This is a genomic window from Pseudomonas zanjanensis, assembly GCF_014268745.2.
GTDB lineage: Bacteria > Pseudomonadota > Gammaproteobacteria > Pseudomonadales > Pseudomonadaceae > Aquipseudomonas > Aquipseudomonas zanjanensis.
On record NZ_JABWRB020000001.1, the window covers coordinates 3,362,433 to 3,379,215 of the forward strand.

General features: G+C 57.2%; 12 protein-coding genes, 2 tRNA genes and 3 rRNA genes. 7 read left to right on the plus strand and 10 right to left on the minus strand.

Annotated elements, in window-relative coordinates; all coding sequences use genetic code 11:
- Window positions 1-94 precede the first annotated feature (94 nt).
- Complete coding sequence (inhA, locus tag HU715_RS14130) at window positions 95-781, plus strand: isonitrile hydratase (protein WP_186710395.1); 687 nt, start codon at window positions 95-97, stop codon at window positions 779-781.
- A 185-nt stretch (window positions 782-966) separates the two neighbouring features.
- On the opposite strand, the gene HU715_RS14135 is transcribed toward inhA, so the two are convergent.
- The gene (locus HU715_RS14135) at window positions 967-1,704 is read right to left on the minus strand and encodes an SDR family oxidoreductase (protein ID WP_186710396.1); all 738 of its coding nucleotides are present in this window, start codon (window positions 1,702-1,704) and stop codon (window positions 967-969) included.
- A 203-nt stretch (window positions 1,705-1,907) separates the two neighbouring features.
- Between HU715_RS14135 and HU715_RS14140 the strand changes: the two genes are divergently transcribed.
- A complete protein-coding gene (locus tag HU715_RS14140) occupies window positions 1,908-2,855 on the plus strand; it encodes an AraC family transcriptional regulator (RefSeq protein ID WP_186710397.1) in 948 nt (315 codons plus the stop codon).
- A 480-nt stretch (window positions 2,856-3,335) separates the two neighbouring features.
- On the opposite strand, the gene HU715_RS14145 is transcribed toward HU715_RS14140, so the two are convergent.
- A complete protein-coding gene (locus tag HU715_RS14145) occupies window positions 3,336-3,794 on the minus strand; it encodes an SRPBCC family protein (protein ID WP_186710398.1) in 459 nt (152 codons plus the stop codon).
- Window positions 3,795-3,947: 153 nt separating this feature from the next.
- Between HU715_RS14145 and HU715_RS14150 the strand changes: the two genes are divergently transcribed.
- Window positions 3,948-4,349: a lysozyme inhibitor LprI family protein gene (locus HU715_RS14150; RefSeq protein WP_186710399.1), complete on the plus strand. Its 402-nt coding sequence runs from the start codon at window positions 3,948-3,950 to the stop codon at window positions 4,347-4,349.
- Window positions 4,350-4,465: 116 nt separating this feature from the next.
- On the opposite strand, the gene rrf is transcribed toward HU715_RS14150, so the two are convergent.
- The 5 genes from rrf to HU715_RS14175 form a co-directional block, all read right to left on the minus strand.
- Window positions 4,466-4,581 (minus strand): 5S ribosomal RNA (gene rrf, locus HU715_RS14155).
- A gap of 157 nt (window positions 4,582-4,738) precedes the next feature.
- Window positions 4,739-7,630, minus strand: a 23S ribosomal RNA gene (locus tag HU715_RS14160).
- A gap of 242 nt (window positions 7,631-7,872) precedes the next feature.
- Window positions 7,873-7,948 (minus strand) — tRNA-Ala (locus HU715_RS14165).
- A gap of 10 nt (window positions 7,949-7,958) precedes the next feature.
- Window positions 7,959-8,035, minus strand: a tRNA-Ile gene (locus HU715_RS14170).
- A 123-nt stretch (window positions 8,036-8,158) separates the two neighbouring features.
- Window positions 8,159-9,695 (minus strand): 16S ribosomal RNA (locus tag HU715_RS14175).
- The 16S, 23S and 5S rRNA genes sit together here with 2 tRNA genes alongside, the layout of an rRNA operon.
- A gap of 670 nt (window positions 9,696-10,365) precedes the next feature.
- Here HU715_RS14175 and rhtA point away from each other — a divergent pair.
- Window positions 10,366-11,256, plus strand: coding sequence for a threonine/homoserine exporter RhtA (gene rhtA / locus HU715_RS14180; RefSeq protein ID WP_186709621.1), 891 nt, complete (start codon window positions 10,366-10,368; stop codon window positions 11,254-11,256).
- 168 nt (window positions 11,257-11,424) lie between these two features.
- Window positions 11,425-11,706 carry a hypothetical protein gene (locus tag HU715_RS14185; protein ID WP_014337379.1) on the plus strand — a complete coding sequence of 94 codons (282 nt, stop codon included), beginning with the start codon at window positions 11,425-11,427 and terminating at the stop codon, window positions 11,704-11,706.
- A gap of 6 nt (window positions 11,707-11,712) precedes the next feature.
- Here HU715_RS14185 and HU715_RS14190 read toward each other — a convergent pair whose 3' ends face one another.
- Window positions 11,713-12,282, minus strand: coding sequence for a TetR/AcrR family transcriptional regulator (locus HU715_RS14190; protein ID WP_186709623.1), 570 nt, complete (start codon window positions 12,280-12,282; stop codon window positions 11,713-11,715).
- Window positions 12,283-12,371: 89 nt separating this feature from the next.
- Here HU715_RS14190 and HU715_RS14195 point away from each other — a divergent pair, with 89 nt between their 5' ends.
- Both HU715_RS14195 and HU715_RS14200 read left to right on the plus strand, forming a co-directional pair.
- Entirely contained in the window at window positions 12,372-13,100 is a 729-nt protein-coding gene (locus HU715_RS14195; protein WP_186709625.1) for an SDR family oxidoreductase, read from the plus strand.
- 34 nt (window positions 13,101-13,134) lie between these two features.
- On the plus strand, window positions 13,135-13,725 hold the full coding sequence (locus HU715_RS14200; protein ID WP_186709627.1) for a 2-hydroxychromene-2-carboxylate isomerase: 591 nt from the start codon (window positions 13,135-13,137) through the stop codon (window positions 13,723-13,725).
- Window positions 13,726-13,734: 9 nt separating this feature from the next.
- Here the strand turns inward: HU715_RS14200 and HU715_RS14205 are convergent, their stop codons facing one another.
- Together HU715_RS14205 and HU715_RS14210 are read right to left on the minus strand one after the other, a co-directional pair.
- Window positions 13,735-15,543, minus strand: coding sequence for an aminopeptidase P family protein (locus HU715_RS14205; protein ID WP_186709629.1), 1,809 nt, complete (start codon window positions 15,541-15,543; stop codon window positions 13,735-13,737).
- Between the two features lie 45 nt (window positions 15,544-15,588).
- Window positions 15,589-16,755, minus strand: coding sequence for a cysteine desulfurase family protein (locus HU715_RS14210; RefSeq protein ID WP_186709631.1), 1,167 nt, complete (start codon window positions 16,753-16,755; stop codon window positions 15,589-15,591).
- Window positions 16,756-16,783 lie beyond the last annotated feature (28 nt).

The following is a 16,783-nucleotide window of genomic DNA, read 5'->3' on the forward strand; positions in this document are numbered from 1 at the left end:
CGTGATTCGTGGGCTTATTGGCGTATACGCCAGAGCCTACGGATCTAAAGTAAAACCGTCCACCCCTCGGGCATCATCCAAAGGAGAACGCGACATGACGTTGCAGATCGGTTTGCTGTTATTCCCCCAAGTCCAGCAGTTGGACCTGACCGGCCCATATGACGTGCTGGCCTCGTTGCCAGGCGTGAAGGTCCACCTGATCTGGAAGGACCTGGCCCCAGTCACCGCGAGCACCGGGCTGGTACTGCTGCCCACCACCACGTTCGAGGACTGCCCGAAGCTCGATGTGATCTGCGTCCCCGGCGGGACCGGCGTCGGGCCGCTGATGGAAGACGAGCAGACGCTGGCCTTCATCAAGCGACAAGCCGCCGACGCGAAATACATCACCTCGGTGTGCACCGGTGCGTTGGTGCTCGGTGCGGCAGGCCTGTTGCAAGGCAAGCGCGCCACCACTCACTGGGCCTATCACAGCCTGTTGCAAACCCTGGGCGCGACGCCGGTCAAGGATCGCGTGGTCCGCGACGGCAACCTGCTCACCGGGGGCGGCATCACGGCCGGGATCGATTTTGCCTTGACCCTGGCGGCCGAACTGTTCGACCAGGACACCGCCGAGCTAGTCCAACTGCAACTCGAATACGCCCCTGCCCCGCCGTTTACCGCCGGCAGCCCGGACACCGCGCCGACGCGCGTCCTGGAAGAAGCCCAACGGCGTGCGGCCGAATCGTTCCGGGTGCGCTCGCAAATCACCCAGCGTGCTGCGGCGCGGTTGGAACTGGCGTAACGATAAACCCCAAGCCGAGGCACAGACGATGTCGGGTTGGACACAACCTTGAGGCAGTCCCATTGTGGCGAGGGAGCTTGCTCCCGCTCGACTGCGCAGCAGTCGCAAAATCTTGGGTTCGCTTCGCAACCCAGCGGGAGCAAGCTCCCTCGCCACAAAGGGTTTTCCTGCCGGGTCAACTCGATTCAGAACGGGCTGGCAGTGGGTCGCACAATCAGTTCGCTGACGTCCACATCCGCGGGTTGTTCAATGGCATAGGCGATAGCCCGGGCGATGGCTTCGGCCGGAATGGAGATCTTGCGAAACTCACGCATTTCGGCACGCCCACCTTCATCGGAAATGCTCTCGGCCAGTTCCGACTCGGTCACGCCGGGGGAAATCACCGTCACGCGCACATCGCCTCCGACTTCCTGGCGCAAGCCCTCGGAAATCGCCCGCACGGCGTACTTGGTGGCGCAATACACAGCGGCCGTCGGGCTGACGGCGTAGGCACCGATGGATGCGATGTTGATGAACTGCCCGCTACGCTGGCGCTGCATCAGCGGCAGGCCGGCGGCGATGCCGTGAAGCACGCCACGGATATTGACGTCGATCATACGGTCCCACTCCTCGACTTTCAGCGCCTCGAGTTTGGAGAGCGGCATGACCCCGGCGTTGTTGATGATCACGTCGACCCGACCGAACCGTTCGACAGCGAAGTCAATCAGGCTCTGGACGTCATCGCGGCGGCTCACGTCCACGGATTTGCAGGCCGCCTGCTGGCCGGCGGCTTCGAGTTCCTGCACCAGCGCTTGCAAACGATCGATACGCCGGGCGCCGAGTACGACACGAGCACCGCGAGCCGCGAGCAACCGCGCCGCTGCTTCACCAATCCCGCTGCTGGCGCCGGTGATGACCACGACTTTGTTTTGAATATCGGACATGATGGTTTCCTCGTCTGGACGTGTTGGCCCCCGGGTGGGAGCGTTTTGACAGGTCCAGATTAGGCAACCGACCTTTGCCTGGGTTAGTCGGATCCTCCTGCGCACTTGCACGATCCTGTAGCGATAAATCCGACTCTGGCCGACAACCGCGCAATCGGTTTTACTAGCGCGGTCCACTCATTTGGCCTGGGAGATTGATCGGCATGTCGGTATCCACGTCCATCCACATGGCGTCAGACGACGGCGTTAGTCAGCGTCGCGCCGAACTGGCGAGCCTGATGATGCGCTTCGCTCCAGACTTCGGCGTCCATCCCACGGCCATCGAGGCCTTGCACCTGATCCGCAGCGACGAGCCAACCGAAGCCCTGCACACCGTGCACAAGCCTGGTTTGTGCGTGATTGTCGAGGGGCGCAAGGAAGTGCGCCTGGCGGACGAATGCTACGTGTATGACCCGCTCAATTACCTCGTCGTCTCGGTGACCCTGCCGTTGGCCGGCCAGGTGATCGAAGCCAGTCCCGAGCGCCCCTACCTGTGCATCCGCCTCGACATCGATCCGGCACAGATCTGTCGCCTGATTGCCGACGCCAGTCCCATCGGCGTGCCGAGCGAAAGAACCGGACGCGGGTTGTTCCTCGATCGCATCGATGCGCCATTGCTGGACGCGGTGTTGCGCTTGCTGCGGCTGCTGGACAGCCCGGACGATATCGCCACGCTCGCGCCGCTGGCCCAACAGGAAATTTTCTACCGGCTGCTGCGTGGCGTCCAAGGCCGACGCTTGCACGATATTGCCATTCCCGACACCCAGACCCATCGCATCAGCCGCGCCATCGAGTGGCTCAATAGCCATTACGCCGAGCCGCTGAGCATCGACAGCCTGGCACAAATGATCAACCTCAGCCCTTCGGCCCTGCATCACCGCTTCAAGGCCGTGACCGCCATGAGCCCCCTGCAATATCAGAAACAGCTGCGCCTGCAAGAGGCCCGCCGGTTGTTGTTGGCGCAGAGCAGCGATGTTTCGTCAATCGGCTACAAGATGGGGTATGAAAGTCCTTCGCAGTTCAGCCGCGAATACAGCCGTCTATTTGGCGCCTCGCCGAGCAAGGACATCGCTCGTTTGCGTGCCCAGGCGCTGCAAGCCAGTGGCGCTTGACCCTACGTTTGGCACATCAGGCTACTTTTTCACAGACGAAAAAAAACCCGCCGAAGCGGGTTTTTTGAGGACCAATTTGACTCCCTGTCCGGCATTCCATGCCTGGTCCAATCATCCATGACCCTGAGCACTCCCTGTACCCAGTGGATGAACATAGATTAGGCCTGCCGGTGTCCTGGGAAAAGACGAGAAAGCAGCAACGCCGTGTAAGCGTTTCGCTATAGAACCCTTTGACACTTTCCAGCAGACGAAAAAAAACCCGCCGAAGCGGGTTTTTCCAAGACCATTACGACTCCCTGTCGATAGCTAATCCTTGCATGGTCGATCGTCCCTGATCCTGAGCACTTCCTGTGCTTCAGTGGATGAGTCCAGATTACGCCTCGGATCCAAAGCGAAATAGACGACATAGCTACCATCTCGTGTAAGACATTCGCTATACCTGCCCTTCCGAAAACCCTTAGCGCCACCAGCCGTTCGATCTCAAGCCTTGTTCAGGAAGGTTTCAATATTGGCCATTTGCTCATCCCAGCCACGGCTGTCCATGCGAAAAGCCTTGAGTCGGCGAGCCTCGGGGATGTTGTTGAAACCCGACTCCACGACTTTGAGCAAAGTACCGCCATCCATGTCTTCAAGTTCGAATAACACCCGGGTTTCAGATTCTTTTGAATAATCCACCTGCGGTTCGACTGCGTAAGGATGCCAGCGAAACGAGAACACTCGCTCGGGTTCCACCCGCTCCACCGCGACGTCCCAAATAAGGTGTTCGTAACCTGGGTAAGTGATTTGCCCCTGGGTACGCTCACCTGCCACAAACCGTTTCCCCTCAAGGGCGACACCAAACCACTGGCCGAAGGCTTCGGCATTGGCCAGGGCGCGCCAGACTTGGGAGCGCGGGGCCTTGAGCAGGATCTTTCGTTCAATGCGGTCGGATGAATGCATGGGTCAGCTCCTGTGTTCAAACAGTAGGCTTGTAAGACCACAAGACCAACCGGAAAGTTGTATCAGAGAGTTGTTTAGCGCTGCCGACGTTAAAACAGTATGAAGCGTTGTAAACTCCCCCGGCGTTTTCCACCCCTCAAGGAGAGACCCGACATGTCCCCACGCTGGCTTCTGGCCCTGACACCGTTGCTTTTTGTCGCCGCCGCCCAGGCCGACGACTGCGCCAACGCCATCACCCAAGGCGAAATGAACCAGTGCGCAGCCAAGGAAAGCAAAGCCGCCGACAACGAGCTGAACAGCTTGTACAAGCAGATCACCGCACGCCTGAAGGACAATCCAGAGGCCACGAAAATGTTGGTCAAGGCACAGCGTGCCTGGATAGGCTTCCGTGATGCCGAATGTGAATTCTCCGCCTCTGGCGTCGAGGGCGGCAGCGTCTATCCGCTGATCTATGGCAATTGCATCACCGCCCAGACCAAAGCCCGGGTCGAGGCATTCAAAACCTATCTCAAGTGCAAGGAAGGGGATCTGAGCTGCCCTGTACCCGAGGCTTGATAGCCGGGATGTAAAAAGGATGACCTCTGCAGGTCATCCTTTTTTTGGTCAGCGCTTTTATTACGGGCAAAACAAAACCCCTACCTGCATCAGCAGATAGGGGTTTCGGAATTTAATCTTGACGATGACCTACTCTCACATGGGGAAACCCCACACTACCATCGGCGATGCATCGTTTCACTGCTGAGTTCGGGATGGGATCAGGTGGTTCCAATGCTCTATGGTCGTCAAGAAATTCGGGTACTGAGTCATGGCCTGATGGCCTCGCTTCAGCAAATTGGGTATGTGATAGCTTTCGGTGTTTTGTGAGATTCGAACTTTCGGTTCGTTTCGTCTTCACACACCGCAATCTGGTGCTCTTTCGAGTCAGCAAATTGCTTGGGTGTTATATGGTCAAGCCTCACGGGCAATTAGTACAGGTTAGCTCAACGCCTCACAGCGCTTACACACCCTGCCTATCAACGTCGTAGTCTTCGACGGCCCTTCAGGGGACTCAAGGTCCCAGTGAGATCTCATCTTGAGGCAAGTTTCCCGCTTAGATGCTTTCAGCGGTTATCTTTCCCGAACATAGCTACCCGGCAATGCCACTGGCGTGACAACCGGAACACCAGAGGTTCGTCCACTCCGGTCCTCTCGTACTAGGAGCAGCCCCTCTCAAATCTCAAACGTCCACGGCAGATAGGGACCGAACTGTCTCACGACGTTCTAAACCCAGCTCGCGTACCACTTTAAATGGCGAACAGCCATACCCTTGGGACCGGCTTCAGCCCCAGGATGTGATGAGCCGACATCGAGGTGCCAAACACCGCCGTCGATATGAACTCTTGGGCGGTATCAGCCTGTTATCCCCGGAGTACCTTTTATCCGTTGAGCGATGGCCCTTCCATACAGAACCACCGGATCACTAAGACCTACTTTCGTACCTGCTCGACGTGTCTGTCTCGCAGTCAAGCGCGCTTTTGCCTTTATACTCTACGACCGATTTCCGACCGGTCTGAGCGCACCTTCGTACTCCTCCGTTACTCTTTAGGAGGAGACCGCCCCAGTCAAACTACCCACCATACACTGTCCTCGATCCGGATAACGGACCTGAGTTAGAACCTCAAAGTTGCCAGGGTGGTATTTCAAGGATGGCTCCACGCAGACTGGCGTCCACGCTTCAAAGCCTCCCACCTATCCTACACAAGCAAATTCAAAGTCCAGTGCAAAGCTATAGTAAAGGTTCACGGGGTCTTTCCGTCTAGCCGCGGATACACTGCATCTTCACAGCGATTTCAATTTCACTGAGTCTCGGGTGGAGACAGCGCCGCCATCGTTACGCCATTCGTGCAGGTCGGAACTTACCCGACAAGGAATTTCGCTACCTTAGGACCGTTATAGTTACGGCCGCCGTTTACCGGGGCTTCGATCAAGAGCTTCGCGTTAGCTAACCCCATCAATTAACCTTCCGGCACCGGGCAGGCGTCACACCCTATACGTCCACTTTCGTGTTTGCAGAGTGCTGTGTTTTTAATAAACAGTCGCAGCGGCCTGGTATCTTCGACCGGCGTGGGCTTACGCAGCAAGTGCTTCACCCTCACCGGCGCACCTTCTCCCGAAGTTACGGTGCCATTTTGCCTAGTTCCTTCACCCGAGTTCTCTCAAGCGCCTTGGTATTCTCTACCCAACCACCTGTGTCGGTTTGGGGTACGGTTCCTGGTTACCTGAAGCTTAGAAGCTTTTCTTGGAAGCATGGCATCAACCACTTCGTCACCCAAAGGGTAACTCGTCATCAGCTCTCGGCCTTGGAATCCCGGATTTACCTAAGATTCCAGCCTACCACCTTAAACTTGGACAACCAACGCCAAGCTGGCCTAGCCTTCTCCGTCCCTCCATCGCAATAACCAGAAGTACAGGAATATTAACCTGTTTTCCATCGACTACGCTTTTCAGCCTCGCCTTAGGGACCGACTAACCCTGCGTCGATTAACGTTGCGCAGGAAACCTTGGTCTTTCGGCGTGGGTGTTTTTCACACCCATTGTCGTTACTCATGTCAGCATTCGCACTTCTGATACCTCCAGCAAGCTTCTCAACTCACCTTCACAGGCTTACAGAACGCTCCTCTACCGCATCACTTACGTGATACCCGTAGCTTCGGTGTATGGTTTGAGCCCCGTTACATCTTCCGCGCAGGCCGACTCGACTAGTGAGCTATTACGCTTTCTTTAAAGGGTGGCTGCTTCTAAGCCAACCTCCTAGCTGTCTAAGCCTTCCCACATCGTTTCCCACTTAACCATAACTTTGGGACCTTAGCTGACGGTCTGGGTTGTTTCCCTTTTCACGACGGACGTTAGCACCCGCCGTGTGTCTCCCATGCTCGGCACTTGTAGGTATTCGGAGTTTGCATCGGTTTGGTAAGTCGGGATGACCCCCTAGCCGAAACAGTGCTCTACCCCCTACAGTGATACATGAGGCGCTACCTAAATAGCTTTCGAGGAGAACCAGCTATCTCCGAGCTTGATTAGCCTTTCACTCCGATCCACAGGTCATCCGCTAACTTTTCAACGGTAGTCGGTTCGGTCCTCCAGTTAGTGTTACCCAACCTTCAACCTGCCCATGGATAGATCGCCCGGTTTCGGGTCTATTCCCAGCGACTAGACGCCCTATTAAGACTCGCTTTCGCTACGCCTCCCCTATTCGGTTAAGCTCGCCACTGAAAATAAGTCGCTGACCCATTATACAAAAGGTACGCAGTCACCCAACAAAGTGGGCTCCCACTGCTTGTACGCATACGGTTTCAGGATCTATTTCACTCCCCTCTCCGGGGTTCTTTTCGCCTTTCCCTCACGGTACTAGTTCACTATCGGTCAGTCAGTAGTATTTAGCCTTGGAGGATGGTCCCCCCATATTCAGACAAAGTTTCTCGTGCTCCGTCCTACTCGATTTCACTTCTAAGATCCTTTCGCGTACAGGGCTATCACCCACTATGGCCGCACTTTCCAGAGCGTTCCGCTAAAATCAAAGAAGCTTAAGGGCTAGTCCCCGTTCGCTCGCCACTACTAAGGGAATCTCGGTTGATTTCTTTTCCTCAGGGTACTTAGATGTTTCAGTTCCCCTGGTTCGCCTCTTGCACCTATGTATTCAGTACAAGATAACCATCTTATGATGGCTGGGTTCCCCCATTCAGACATCTCCGGATCAAAGTCTGTTTGCCGACTCCCCGAAGCTTTTCGCAGGCTACCACGTCTTTCATCGCCTCTGACTGCCAAGGCATCCACCGTATGCGCTTCTTCACTTGACCATATAACCCCAAGCAATCTGGTTATACTGTGAAGACGACATTCGCCGAAAATTCGAATTTCTCAACTAAGAGAACTCACAAATTTTACCTTAGCCTGATCCGTTACCAGTGAAAGTAACGTTCAGTCTATCTTTCTATCACATACCCAAATTTTTAAAGAACGATCTAATCAAAAGACTAGAAATCAACATTCACCATCACCTTGATGGAATGCTCATTTCTAAGCTTTCAGAAGCAGTTTATGGTGGAGCCAAGCGGGATCGAACCGCTGACCTCCTGCGTGCAAGGCAGGCGCTCTCCCAGCTGAGCTATGGCCCCATAACAAAATTGGTGGGTCTGGGCAGATTCGAACTGCCGACCTCACCCTTATCAGGGGTGCGCTCTAACCAACTGAGCTACAGACCCAATTTCGAGCTTGTAACTGTTAGCTGTGAGCTATCAGCTTGGAGCTTAAAGCTGCTTCTATCGTCTTCTTCAATGAATCAAGCAATTCGTGTGGGAGCTCATGGAGCAGCTGCGGTCGTCGATTAAGGAGGTGATCCAGCCGCAGGTTCCCCTACGGCTACCTTGTTACGACTTCACCCCAGTCATGAATCACACCGTGGTAACCGTCCTCCCGAAGGTTAGACTAGCTACTTCTGGTGCAACCCACTCCCATGGTGTGACGGGCGGTGTGTACAAGGCCCGGGAACGTATTCACCGCGACATTCTGATTCGCGATTACTAGCGATTCCGACTTCACGCAGTCGAGTTGCAGACTGCGATCCGGACTACGATCGGTTTTGTGGGATTAGCTCCACCTCGCGGCTTGGCAACCCTCTGTACCGACCATTGTAGCACGTGTGTAGCCCAGGCCGTAAGGGCCATGATGACTTGACGTCATCCCCACCTTCCTCCGGTTTGTCACCGGCAGTCTCCTTAGAGTGCCCACCATAACGTGCTGGTAACTAAGGACAAGGGTTGCGCTCGTTACGGGACTTAACCCAACATCTCACGACACGAGCTGACGACAGCCATGCAGCACCTGTCTCAATGTTCCCGAAGGCACCAATCCATCTCTGGAAAGTTCATTGGATGTCAAGGCCTGGTAAGGTTCTTCGCGTTGCTTCGAATTAAACCACATGCTCCACCGCTTGTGCGGGCCCCCGTCAATTCATTTGAGTTTTAACCTTGCGGCCGTACTCCCCAGGCGGTCAACTTAATGCGTTAGCTGCGCCACTAAGAGCTCAAGGCTCCCAACGGCTAGTTGACATCGTTTACGGCGTGGACTACCAGGGTATCTAATCCTGTTTGCTCCCCACGCTTTCGCACCTCAGTGTCAGTATCAGTCCAGGTGGTCGCCTTCGCCACTGGTGTTCCTTCCTATATCTACGCATTTCACCGCTACACAGGAAATTCCACCACCCTCTACCATACTCTAGCTCGACAGTTTTGAATGCAGTTCCCAGGTTGAGCCCGGGGCTTTCACATCCAACTTAACGAACCACCTACGCGCGCTTTACGCCCAGTAATTCCGATTAACGCTTGCACCCTCTGTATTACCGCGGCTGCTGGCACAGAGTTAGCCGGTGCTTATTCTGTCGGTAACGTCAAAACACTAACGTATTAGGTTAATGCCCTTCCTCCCAACTTAAAGTGCTTTACAATCCGAAGACCTTCTTCACACACGCGGCATGGCTGGATCAGGCTTTCGCCCATTGTCCAATATTCCCCACTGCTGCCTCCCGTAGGAGTCTGGACCGTGTCTCAGTTCCAGTGTGACTGATCATCCTCTCAGACCAGTTACGGATCGTCGCCTTGGTGAGCCATTACCCCACCAACTAGCTAATCCGACCTAGGCTCATCTGATAGCGCAAGGCCCGAAGGTCCCCTGCTTTCTCCCGTAGGACGTATGCGGTATTAGCGTCCGTTTCCGAGCGTTATCCCCCACTACCAGGCAGATTCCTAGGCATTACTCACCCGTCCGCCGCTCTCAAGAGGTGCAAGCACCTCTCTACCGCTCGACTTGCATGTGTTAGGCCTGCCGCCAGCGTTCAATCTGAGCCATGATCAAACTCTTCAGTTCAAACATCTTTGGGTTTTGAGAAAACCCTAAACTTGGCTCAGCAATCGTTGGTTACATCTTTGATTTCTCGCGGAGTAACTTGTGATGCTGATAATCTGTTGACTAGCAGTCTGACTCCACAAGCACCCACACGAATTGCTTGATTCAGTTGTTAAAGAGCGGCTGGCTGAGTCTTTCGTCTCAACCGAGGCGCGCATTCTACAGCGCCCCGTGTATCTGTCAAGCGGTTATTTTAAGAAGTTTTCAAAGTTTCCTTTTCAACTTCAACCACTTGCGCTTCCGATCTCTCGTTAGCGGGAGGCGAATTCTACAGCGTTACTCGCTGCTGTCAACACCTCTTTTTCACCGCTTTCGACCGAGAAGATCGAACCGCCGATAGAGCCAAACATCACCACCCTATCTGCTCCTTCCAAGCTTCGATGAACTGAAGCCCTATACCTTCGAAACCTACTTAACTCATTGAATCTCAAGGAGTTTTCCGTTTCGACTGCGCCGGAAGTGGGGCGAATTATAGACTTCCAGAATCTGCCGTCAACCCTTAATTTGATTTTTCTATCTAACGCGTCGAGACGGCACTTAAATATGGCCGCTATATAGACGGAATCGCTGCAGATGCGCAATATACTGCTCAACTGAGCTTCTCCGCCCTTACTCTGGACGACACTTCGCAATGACACCCCCTTCACATCGCAACCTGGCCTCCACCCTGTACCCGGTTGCCTTGCTATTAATAGCCATGGCTTCCATTCAAGCGGGGGCTTCCCTCGCCAAAAGCATGTTCCCGGTAGTGGGCGCACAAGGGACTACGACGCTGCGACTCATCTTTGCCAGCCTCATCATGCTGTTGATGCTACGCCCCTGGCGCGCCAAGCTCACCGCCCAGTCCCTGCGCACGGTGATCGTCTATGGGATGGCACTGGGCGGCATGAATTTCCTCTTCTATATGTCAGTTCGTACCGTTCCGCTGGGCATCGCCGTTGCATTGGAATTCACCGGGCCTCTGGCAGTCGCCATTTACGCCTCGCGCCGGGCCATCGACTTTCTCTGGATTGCCCTGGCAGTGGTGGGTCTGTTGCTGCTCATACCGACCGGCGCGACCAGCGCCAGTATCGACCTGGTGGGTGCCGGCTACGCACTCGGTGCCGGCTTCTGCTGGGCGTTGTACATCCTGTTTGGCCAGAAAGCCGGAGCGGACAATGGTGTGCAGACCGCTGCACTGGGGGTCATGATCGCGGCCCTGTTCGTCGCGCCCATCGGCATTGTCCACGCGGGCGCCGCACTGCTCACACCGAGCCTGATTCCAATCGCCATCGGCGTCGCCATCCTGTCCACAGCCCTACCCTATACATTGGAAATGATTTCCCTGACTCGAATGCCTGCCCGCACCTTCGGCACCCTGATGAGCATCGAACCGGCAATCGCAGCCTTGTCGGGACTCGTCTTTCTTCATGAGTACTTGTCCCTGGCCCAGTGGATGGCCATCACCTGCATCATCCTCGCGTCGGTGGGTGCAACGCTGACCATGGCCAACACGGCAAAGCCTGCCGTCGCGGCAGATTGAAGCAGGATTTAACGAAGCTCTGGTATTTGCCGCGCATTTAGGCCATGTTTAGGTCCGTAACCTAATGTCAGACATGGATTTTTTCATACAGGACGTCATGAACGCTTCACGCAAGAGCGAACACGATCGTACGCGGACACAAGATCCGCGGCGATTATAAGGACGGGAATGAAACGAATTTTGATACTGATCGCCGTACTGGCAGTAGCGGGCTGTGCGGCGACATCGAAAACTGAAGTCAAGCGCGGCAAAAAAGGCCTGCACATCAACTGCTCCGGCCTGTCCTCATCCTGGGACCAGTGCGCCGCCAGCGCCGCCAACTCATGCGCTCCCAAGGGTTACAAGGTCATTGCCAAGTCCGGCGACGCCGTCGAAGAACCCGGGGACTATCCCTTCGGCCTCAATCCCGCCGGCTATACCAGCCGCAGCATGATTGTCATCTGCAAATAAGCGACCTTAGTCGAGCCCTTGGTCGGCCATTCGACGACTGATTTCCTCATGGCTGGACCTGAGGACGTCACGCTGGACCTGCGGCGAGACCAGCATCCGCGCAACCACCAACGCCCCCACGCATTGAGACAGAATGGCCCAGGCCAGGCTGTCGCTTCCCAATATCCGTGCCCAACTTTCGTGCAAGCGACAGATCCACGTTTGCGCCGCCTCCCTCACTTGGACATCCGATCGTGCGATCTCAGCGCCCAGTACCGGCAACGCACACCCTGCCTCGGGCTGCTCGATATGGCTCATGCTCAAATACTGCTTGAGGCAGCGCTCCAGTTTCATCGAGTCCATGGCACCGTCGCCGCTCAAGCGGTCGAGGCTTTGGGCCAGTTCCCGCTCAACAATGGCCTTGAACAGCTCATCCTTGGATGAAAAGTGGCTGTAGAACGCGCCGCCGCTCAACCCGATCGCTTTCATCAGGCCATCGACACCGACCGTGGAGAAACCTGATTTCTTGGCGGATACGGCACTGCTGGCCAGCAGTTTCTCGCGGGTTTCCATTTTGTGATTGGCTGAATATCGCATGGTCCTGCCCCTGATCGCTCACCTTGACGCTTGCGGGATCTTAGCATAACGTCCGTTTAGTTAACGATCGTTTACCAATGAGGCTAACCATGAATAACAAGAAGGTCGTACTGGTTGTTGGCGCAGGCGATGCCACTGGCGGAGCGATTGCCAAACGCTTCGCCCAGGAAGGTTACGTGGCCTGTGTGACCCGTCGCAGCGCCGATAAACTCGAGCCGCTGGTCAACGGCATCCGCGCCGAAGGCGGCGAAGCCCACGGGTTTGCCTGTGACGCACGCAAAGAAGACGACGTGATCGCACTCATCGAGCAAATAGAGAACCAGATCGGCCCGATCGAAGCCTTCGTGTTCAACATCGGCGCCAACGTCCCCTGCAGCATCCTGGAAGAAACCGCGCGCAAGTATTTCAAGATCTGGGAAATGGCCTGCTTCTCAGGCTTTCTCAACGCACGGGAAGTGGCCAAGCGCATGGTCAAGCGCCAGCGCGGGACAATCCTGTTTACAGGGGCAACAGCGGGATTACGTGGTGCTTCGGGGTTCGCCGCATTCGCGGGGGCCAAGCATGGCATTCGGGCGCTGGCCCAAAGCATGGCCCGTGAACTGGGACCGCTGAATATCCATGTGGCTCATGTGGTGGTGGACGGCGCTATCGACACCGACTTCATCCGCGATCATTTCCCGGAAAAGTATGCCACCAAGGATCAGGACGGCATCCTGAACCCCGAACACATTGCCGACAATTATTGGTACCTGCACAGCCAACCCCGCGACGCCTGGACCTTCGAGCTGGACCTGCGCCCCTGGAGCGAACGCTGGTAACCCCTCCCCTCATAACAACAAGAGCACAGTTACCATGAGCAAATCCGTGGAGTTTTACTTCGATCTGGGCAGTCCGACCACGTACCTGGCCTACACCCAGCTGCCAACGCTGTGTGCACAGACAAACAGCCAGTTGATCTACCGTCCGATGTTATTGGGGGGCGTCTTCAAGGCGACCGGCAACGCATCGCCGGCAACAGTGCCGGCCAAGAACCCTTACCTGTTCAAGGATCTGAATCGCTTCGCCAAACGCTACGGCGTCGCGTTCCAGTTCAATCCACACTTTCCCGTCAACACACTGTTGCTGATGCGCGCAGTGACCGGCATGCAACTGCGCCACCCCGAACGCTTCGAGGCATTCGTCGATTGCCTGTTCCGCGCCTTTTGGGTGGACGCCCGCAACCTCAATGACCCGGCGACTGTCGCATCGGTCCTGAACGAAGGCGGTTTCGACGCCGACTACGTGCTGGCCCTGACGAGCAACGAGCAGGTTAAACAAGCACTCAAGAGCGCCACCGAAGCAGCCATCGGCCGGGGCATATTTGGCGCCCCGAGCATGTTTGTCGGCGACGAGCTGTTTTTCGGCCAGGATCGGCTGGACTTCGTCCGTGAAGCCCTCGCCTGATCCTATAGATCAGATCGCCATCGTCCGGGTGTTGAGCCATTGCAGTGCGTCACCGTCCAGCAATGGGCTCAATCGACGCTGAACCTCGGCATGGTAGGCGTTGAACCAGTCTTTTTCATCCTGGGTCAGCAGCGAAGGTTCCAGGCAGCGGGTGTCGATCGGGCACAGGGTGAGGGTTTCGAACTCAAGGAACTCACCGAACTCGCTGCTTCCGGCTTCGCGGTTCAGCACCAGGTTCTCGATGCGCACACCCCAGCGGCCGGGACGATAAGTGCCCGGTTCGATCGAGGTGATCATCCCGGCCTGCATTGCCGTTTGCGGCGCGGCAGCGGCTTGATAGGCAATCACCTGCGGGCCTTCGTGGACATTGAGGAAATAGCCTACGCCATGGCCGGTGCCGTGGCCGTAATCGACCTGCTCCGCCCAGATCGGCGCCCGAGCAATGGCATCGAGCAAGGGCGAAAGAATACCCCGCGGAAATTTGGCCCGGGACAGGGCAATCACCCCCTTGAGCACGCGCGTGCAATCACGTTTCTGCTCAGCGGTGGGTGTTCCGACCGGCACCATACGGGTGATGTCCGTGGTGCCTCCCAAATACTGGCCGCCGGAATCGATCAGCAACAGGCCATCACCTTCGATGACCGCATGGGCTTCTTCCGTCGCGTGGTAATGAGGCATCGCGCCGTTGGCGTTAAAGGCAGCGATGGTGTTGAAACTCAGGGAGACGAAGTCTGGCCGGCGCATGCGGGCGGCGGTCAGGTGCTCGTCGATGGTCAGCTCGGTGATGCGCTCGCGGCCCCAGGCTCCTTCCAGCCAGGCGAAAAACTCACAGAGCGCCGCGCCGTCCTGCTCCATGGCGCGACGGATGTGCTCGGCGTCGGCCAGGCTTTTGCGCGATTTAGCCAGCGTCGTTGGATTCAGGCCTTCGACCAGCTTCACGCCGCTGCCCAGGTTATCCAGCAAACCGACCGTCACCCGCGCCGGATCGATCTGCAGGCTCGCGCCGTCCGGCACTTCACGCAACGCGGCGGCGGCTTCGCTGTAATCACGCAGGGTCACGCCGTCCTGCGCCAGAACGGCCCGCAACGGTGCGTCAACCTTGTCCAGGGCCACGAACAGCGTTGCCTGCTGCTGGCTAATCAAGGCAAAGGAGACGAACACCGGGTTGAACGACACATCCGCACCGCGCAGGTTGAACAACCAGGCGATGTCGTCCAGCGTGGCGATGAAATGCCAGTCGGCACCACGCTCCTGGAGGGATTCGCGCAACTTGGCGAGCTTTTCAACGCGGCTGACGGTCGCCTGGGGTGGCAAATGGGCATAGACCGGTTGATCCGGCAAACTAGGGCGATCGTCCCAGACCTCCTTGAGCAGGTCGATGTCGGTGCGCAACCGCGCGCCGCGTTCGGCGAGCTTGCCGCCCAAGATGCGGGCCGAGGCCACGGCCATGACTGCACCATCGACCGCGACCACCCCGCCCTCGGGCGTTTGTTCGGCCAGCCAGTCCAGCGGACCGGGCTGGCCCGGAATGAGCTTGACCAACTCGATACCGCTGCCCTCCAGCTCCTTGGTCGCCTGCTCCCAATAACGGCTGTCGGCCCAGACACCGGCGAAACTGCCGGTGACGATCAAGGTACCCACCGAACCATGGAACCCCGACAACCATTGTCGTCCCTGCCAATAACCCGGCAGGTATTCAGACAGATGCGGGTCGGCCGATGGCACCAGCAACGCGTGAACGCCCTCTCGGCTCATCAGTTGACGGATTCGGGCCAGGCGCTGGGGAACCAGTCCATGGGGCAAAGGCTCGGTGCTCATTGTTTCTCCTGCTCATTGAAATTGTTGTTCGATGCCGAAGACGGCTTATTGAGTGGTGGCCCAGAATGCCGGCGCAGTCGCGCACGCGGCCTTGATCAACCGCACCGCCTCATCGATATCCTGCTCGGTGGTAAAGCGCCCCAAGCTCAAGCGAATGGTCCGCCCGGCCGCCCGGGCATCGTGACCCAGGGCTAGCAGCACGTGGGACGGCGTGTTCTGCGCCGAATTGCAGGCCGAGGTCGCGGAAAACGCAATCGATGCGCCCAATGTCGCCGGATTGAACTCACCTTCGTTGAACGTCAGGCTCAGGGTGTGGGGAATCCGGCAGCTTGCACTGCCGTTTATACACACTCCGGGCAAGGCCAGCAGCGGCTCGAGCAATCGATTGCGCAATCGGGCGACTTTAGCGAGTTCTTCGTCGAATCCCGTGGCTGCCAATTCGAATGCGGCGCCCATGGCGGCAATCTGGTGGGTCGCCAGGGTCCCGGAACGCAAACCGCCCTCATGACCACCGCCATGAATCTGCGCCGACAGCCGTGGCCGGGCACGGTCGCCGACGTAGAGCGCACCGATGCCCTTGGGGCCGTAGATTTTATGCGCGGAAAAAGACATCAGGTCCACCGGCCAGCGGGACAGGTCGATCTGTACCTTGCCGGCGCCTTGGGCGGCGTCCACATGAAACAACGCACCGTGCTCGCGAACGATCTCGCCGATGGCGATGACGTCGTTGACGGTGCCCAGTTCGTTGTTCACCAGCATCAGCGACACCAGGAACGTGTCTTCACGCAACGCCTCGCGAACCGCCTGTGGGCTGACCAGGCCCTCGGCGTCCGGCGCCAGCCAGGTGACCGCGACGCCGCTCTCTTCGAGTTGGCGCGCCGTATCGAGAATCGCCTTGTGCTCGATCAAGCTGGTGATGATGTGGCCGGCGCAAGCACCCCGTGCCTGGGCCACACCCTTGAGGGCCAGGTTGTTGGATTCGGTGGCGCCGGACGTCCAGACGATCTGTTCGGGCTGGGCCCCCACCAACTGCGCCACCTGCTGGCGGGCACGCTCCACCGAGCGCCGGGCCTCCTGGCCGAAGGCGTGGGAACTGGAAGCTGGGTTACCGAAGTTGCCGTCAAAACCCAGGCACTCGACCATGACTCGGATGACCCGCTCATCCACCGGCGTGGTGGCGGCGTAGTCGAAATACAAAGGACGTTTATTCATAGGAAACTCGCAGAGCCTGCTCCGGGAC

Bases quoted from the DNA above. Each gene is read 5' to 3' on its own strand.
- rhtA (WP_186709621.1), top strand. From the start codon at position 10,366: ATGACACCCCCTTCACATCGCAACCTGGCCTCCACCCTGTACCCGGTT.
- HU715_RS14190 (WP_186709623.1), bottom strand. From the start codon at position 12,282: ATGCGATATTCAGCCAATCACAAAATGGAAACCCGCGAGAAACTGCTG.
- HU715_RS14135 (WP_186710396.1), bottom strand. From the start codon at position 1,704: ATGTCCGATATTCAAAACAAAGTCGTGGTCATCACCGGCGCCAGCAGC.
- HU715_RS14140 (WP_186710397.1), top strand. From the start codon at position 1,908: ATGTCGGTATCCACGTCCATCCACATGGCGTCAGACGACGGCGTTAGT.
- HU715_RS14210 (WP_186709631.1), bottom strand. From the start codon at position 16,755: ATGAATAAACGTCCTTTGTATTTCGACTACGCCGCCACCACGCCGGTG.
- HU715_RS14145 (WP_186710398.1), bottom strand. From the start codon at position 3,794: ATGCATTCATCCGACCGCATTGAACGAAAGATCCTGCTCAAGGCCCCG.
- HU715_RS14195 (WP_186709625.1), top strand. From the start codon at position 12,372: ATGAATAACAAGAAGGTCGTACTGGTTGTTGGCGCAGGCGATGCCACT.
- HU715_RS14205 (WP_186709629.1), bottom strand. From the start codon at position 15,543: ATGAGCACCGAGCCTTTGCCCCATGGACTGGTTCCCCAGCGCCTGGCC.
- HU715_RS14150 (WP_186710399.1), top strand. From the start codon at position 3,948: ATGTCCCCACGCTGGCTTCTGGCCCTGACACCGTTGCTTTTTGTCGCC.
- inhA (WP_186710395.1), top strand. From the start codon at position 95: ATGACGTTGCAGATCGGTTTGCTGTTATTCCCCCAAGTCCAGCAGTTG.
- HU715_RS14185 (WP_014337379.1), top strand. From the start codon at position 11,425: ATGAAACGAATTTTGATACTGATCGCCGTACTGGCAGTAGCGGGCTGT.
- HU715_RS14200 (WP_186709627.1), top strand. From the start codon at position 13,135: ATGAGCAAATCCGTGGAGTTTTACTTCGATCTGGGCAGTCCGACCACG.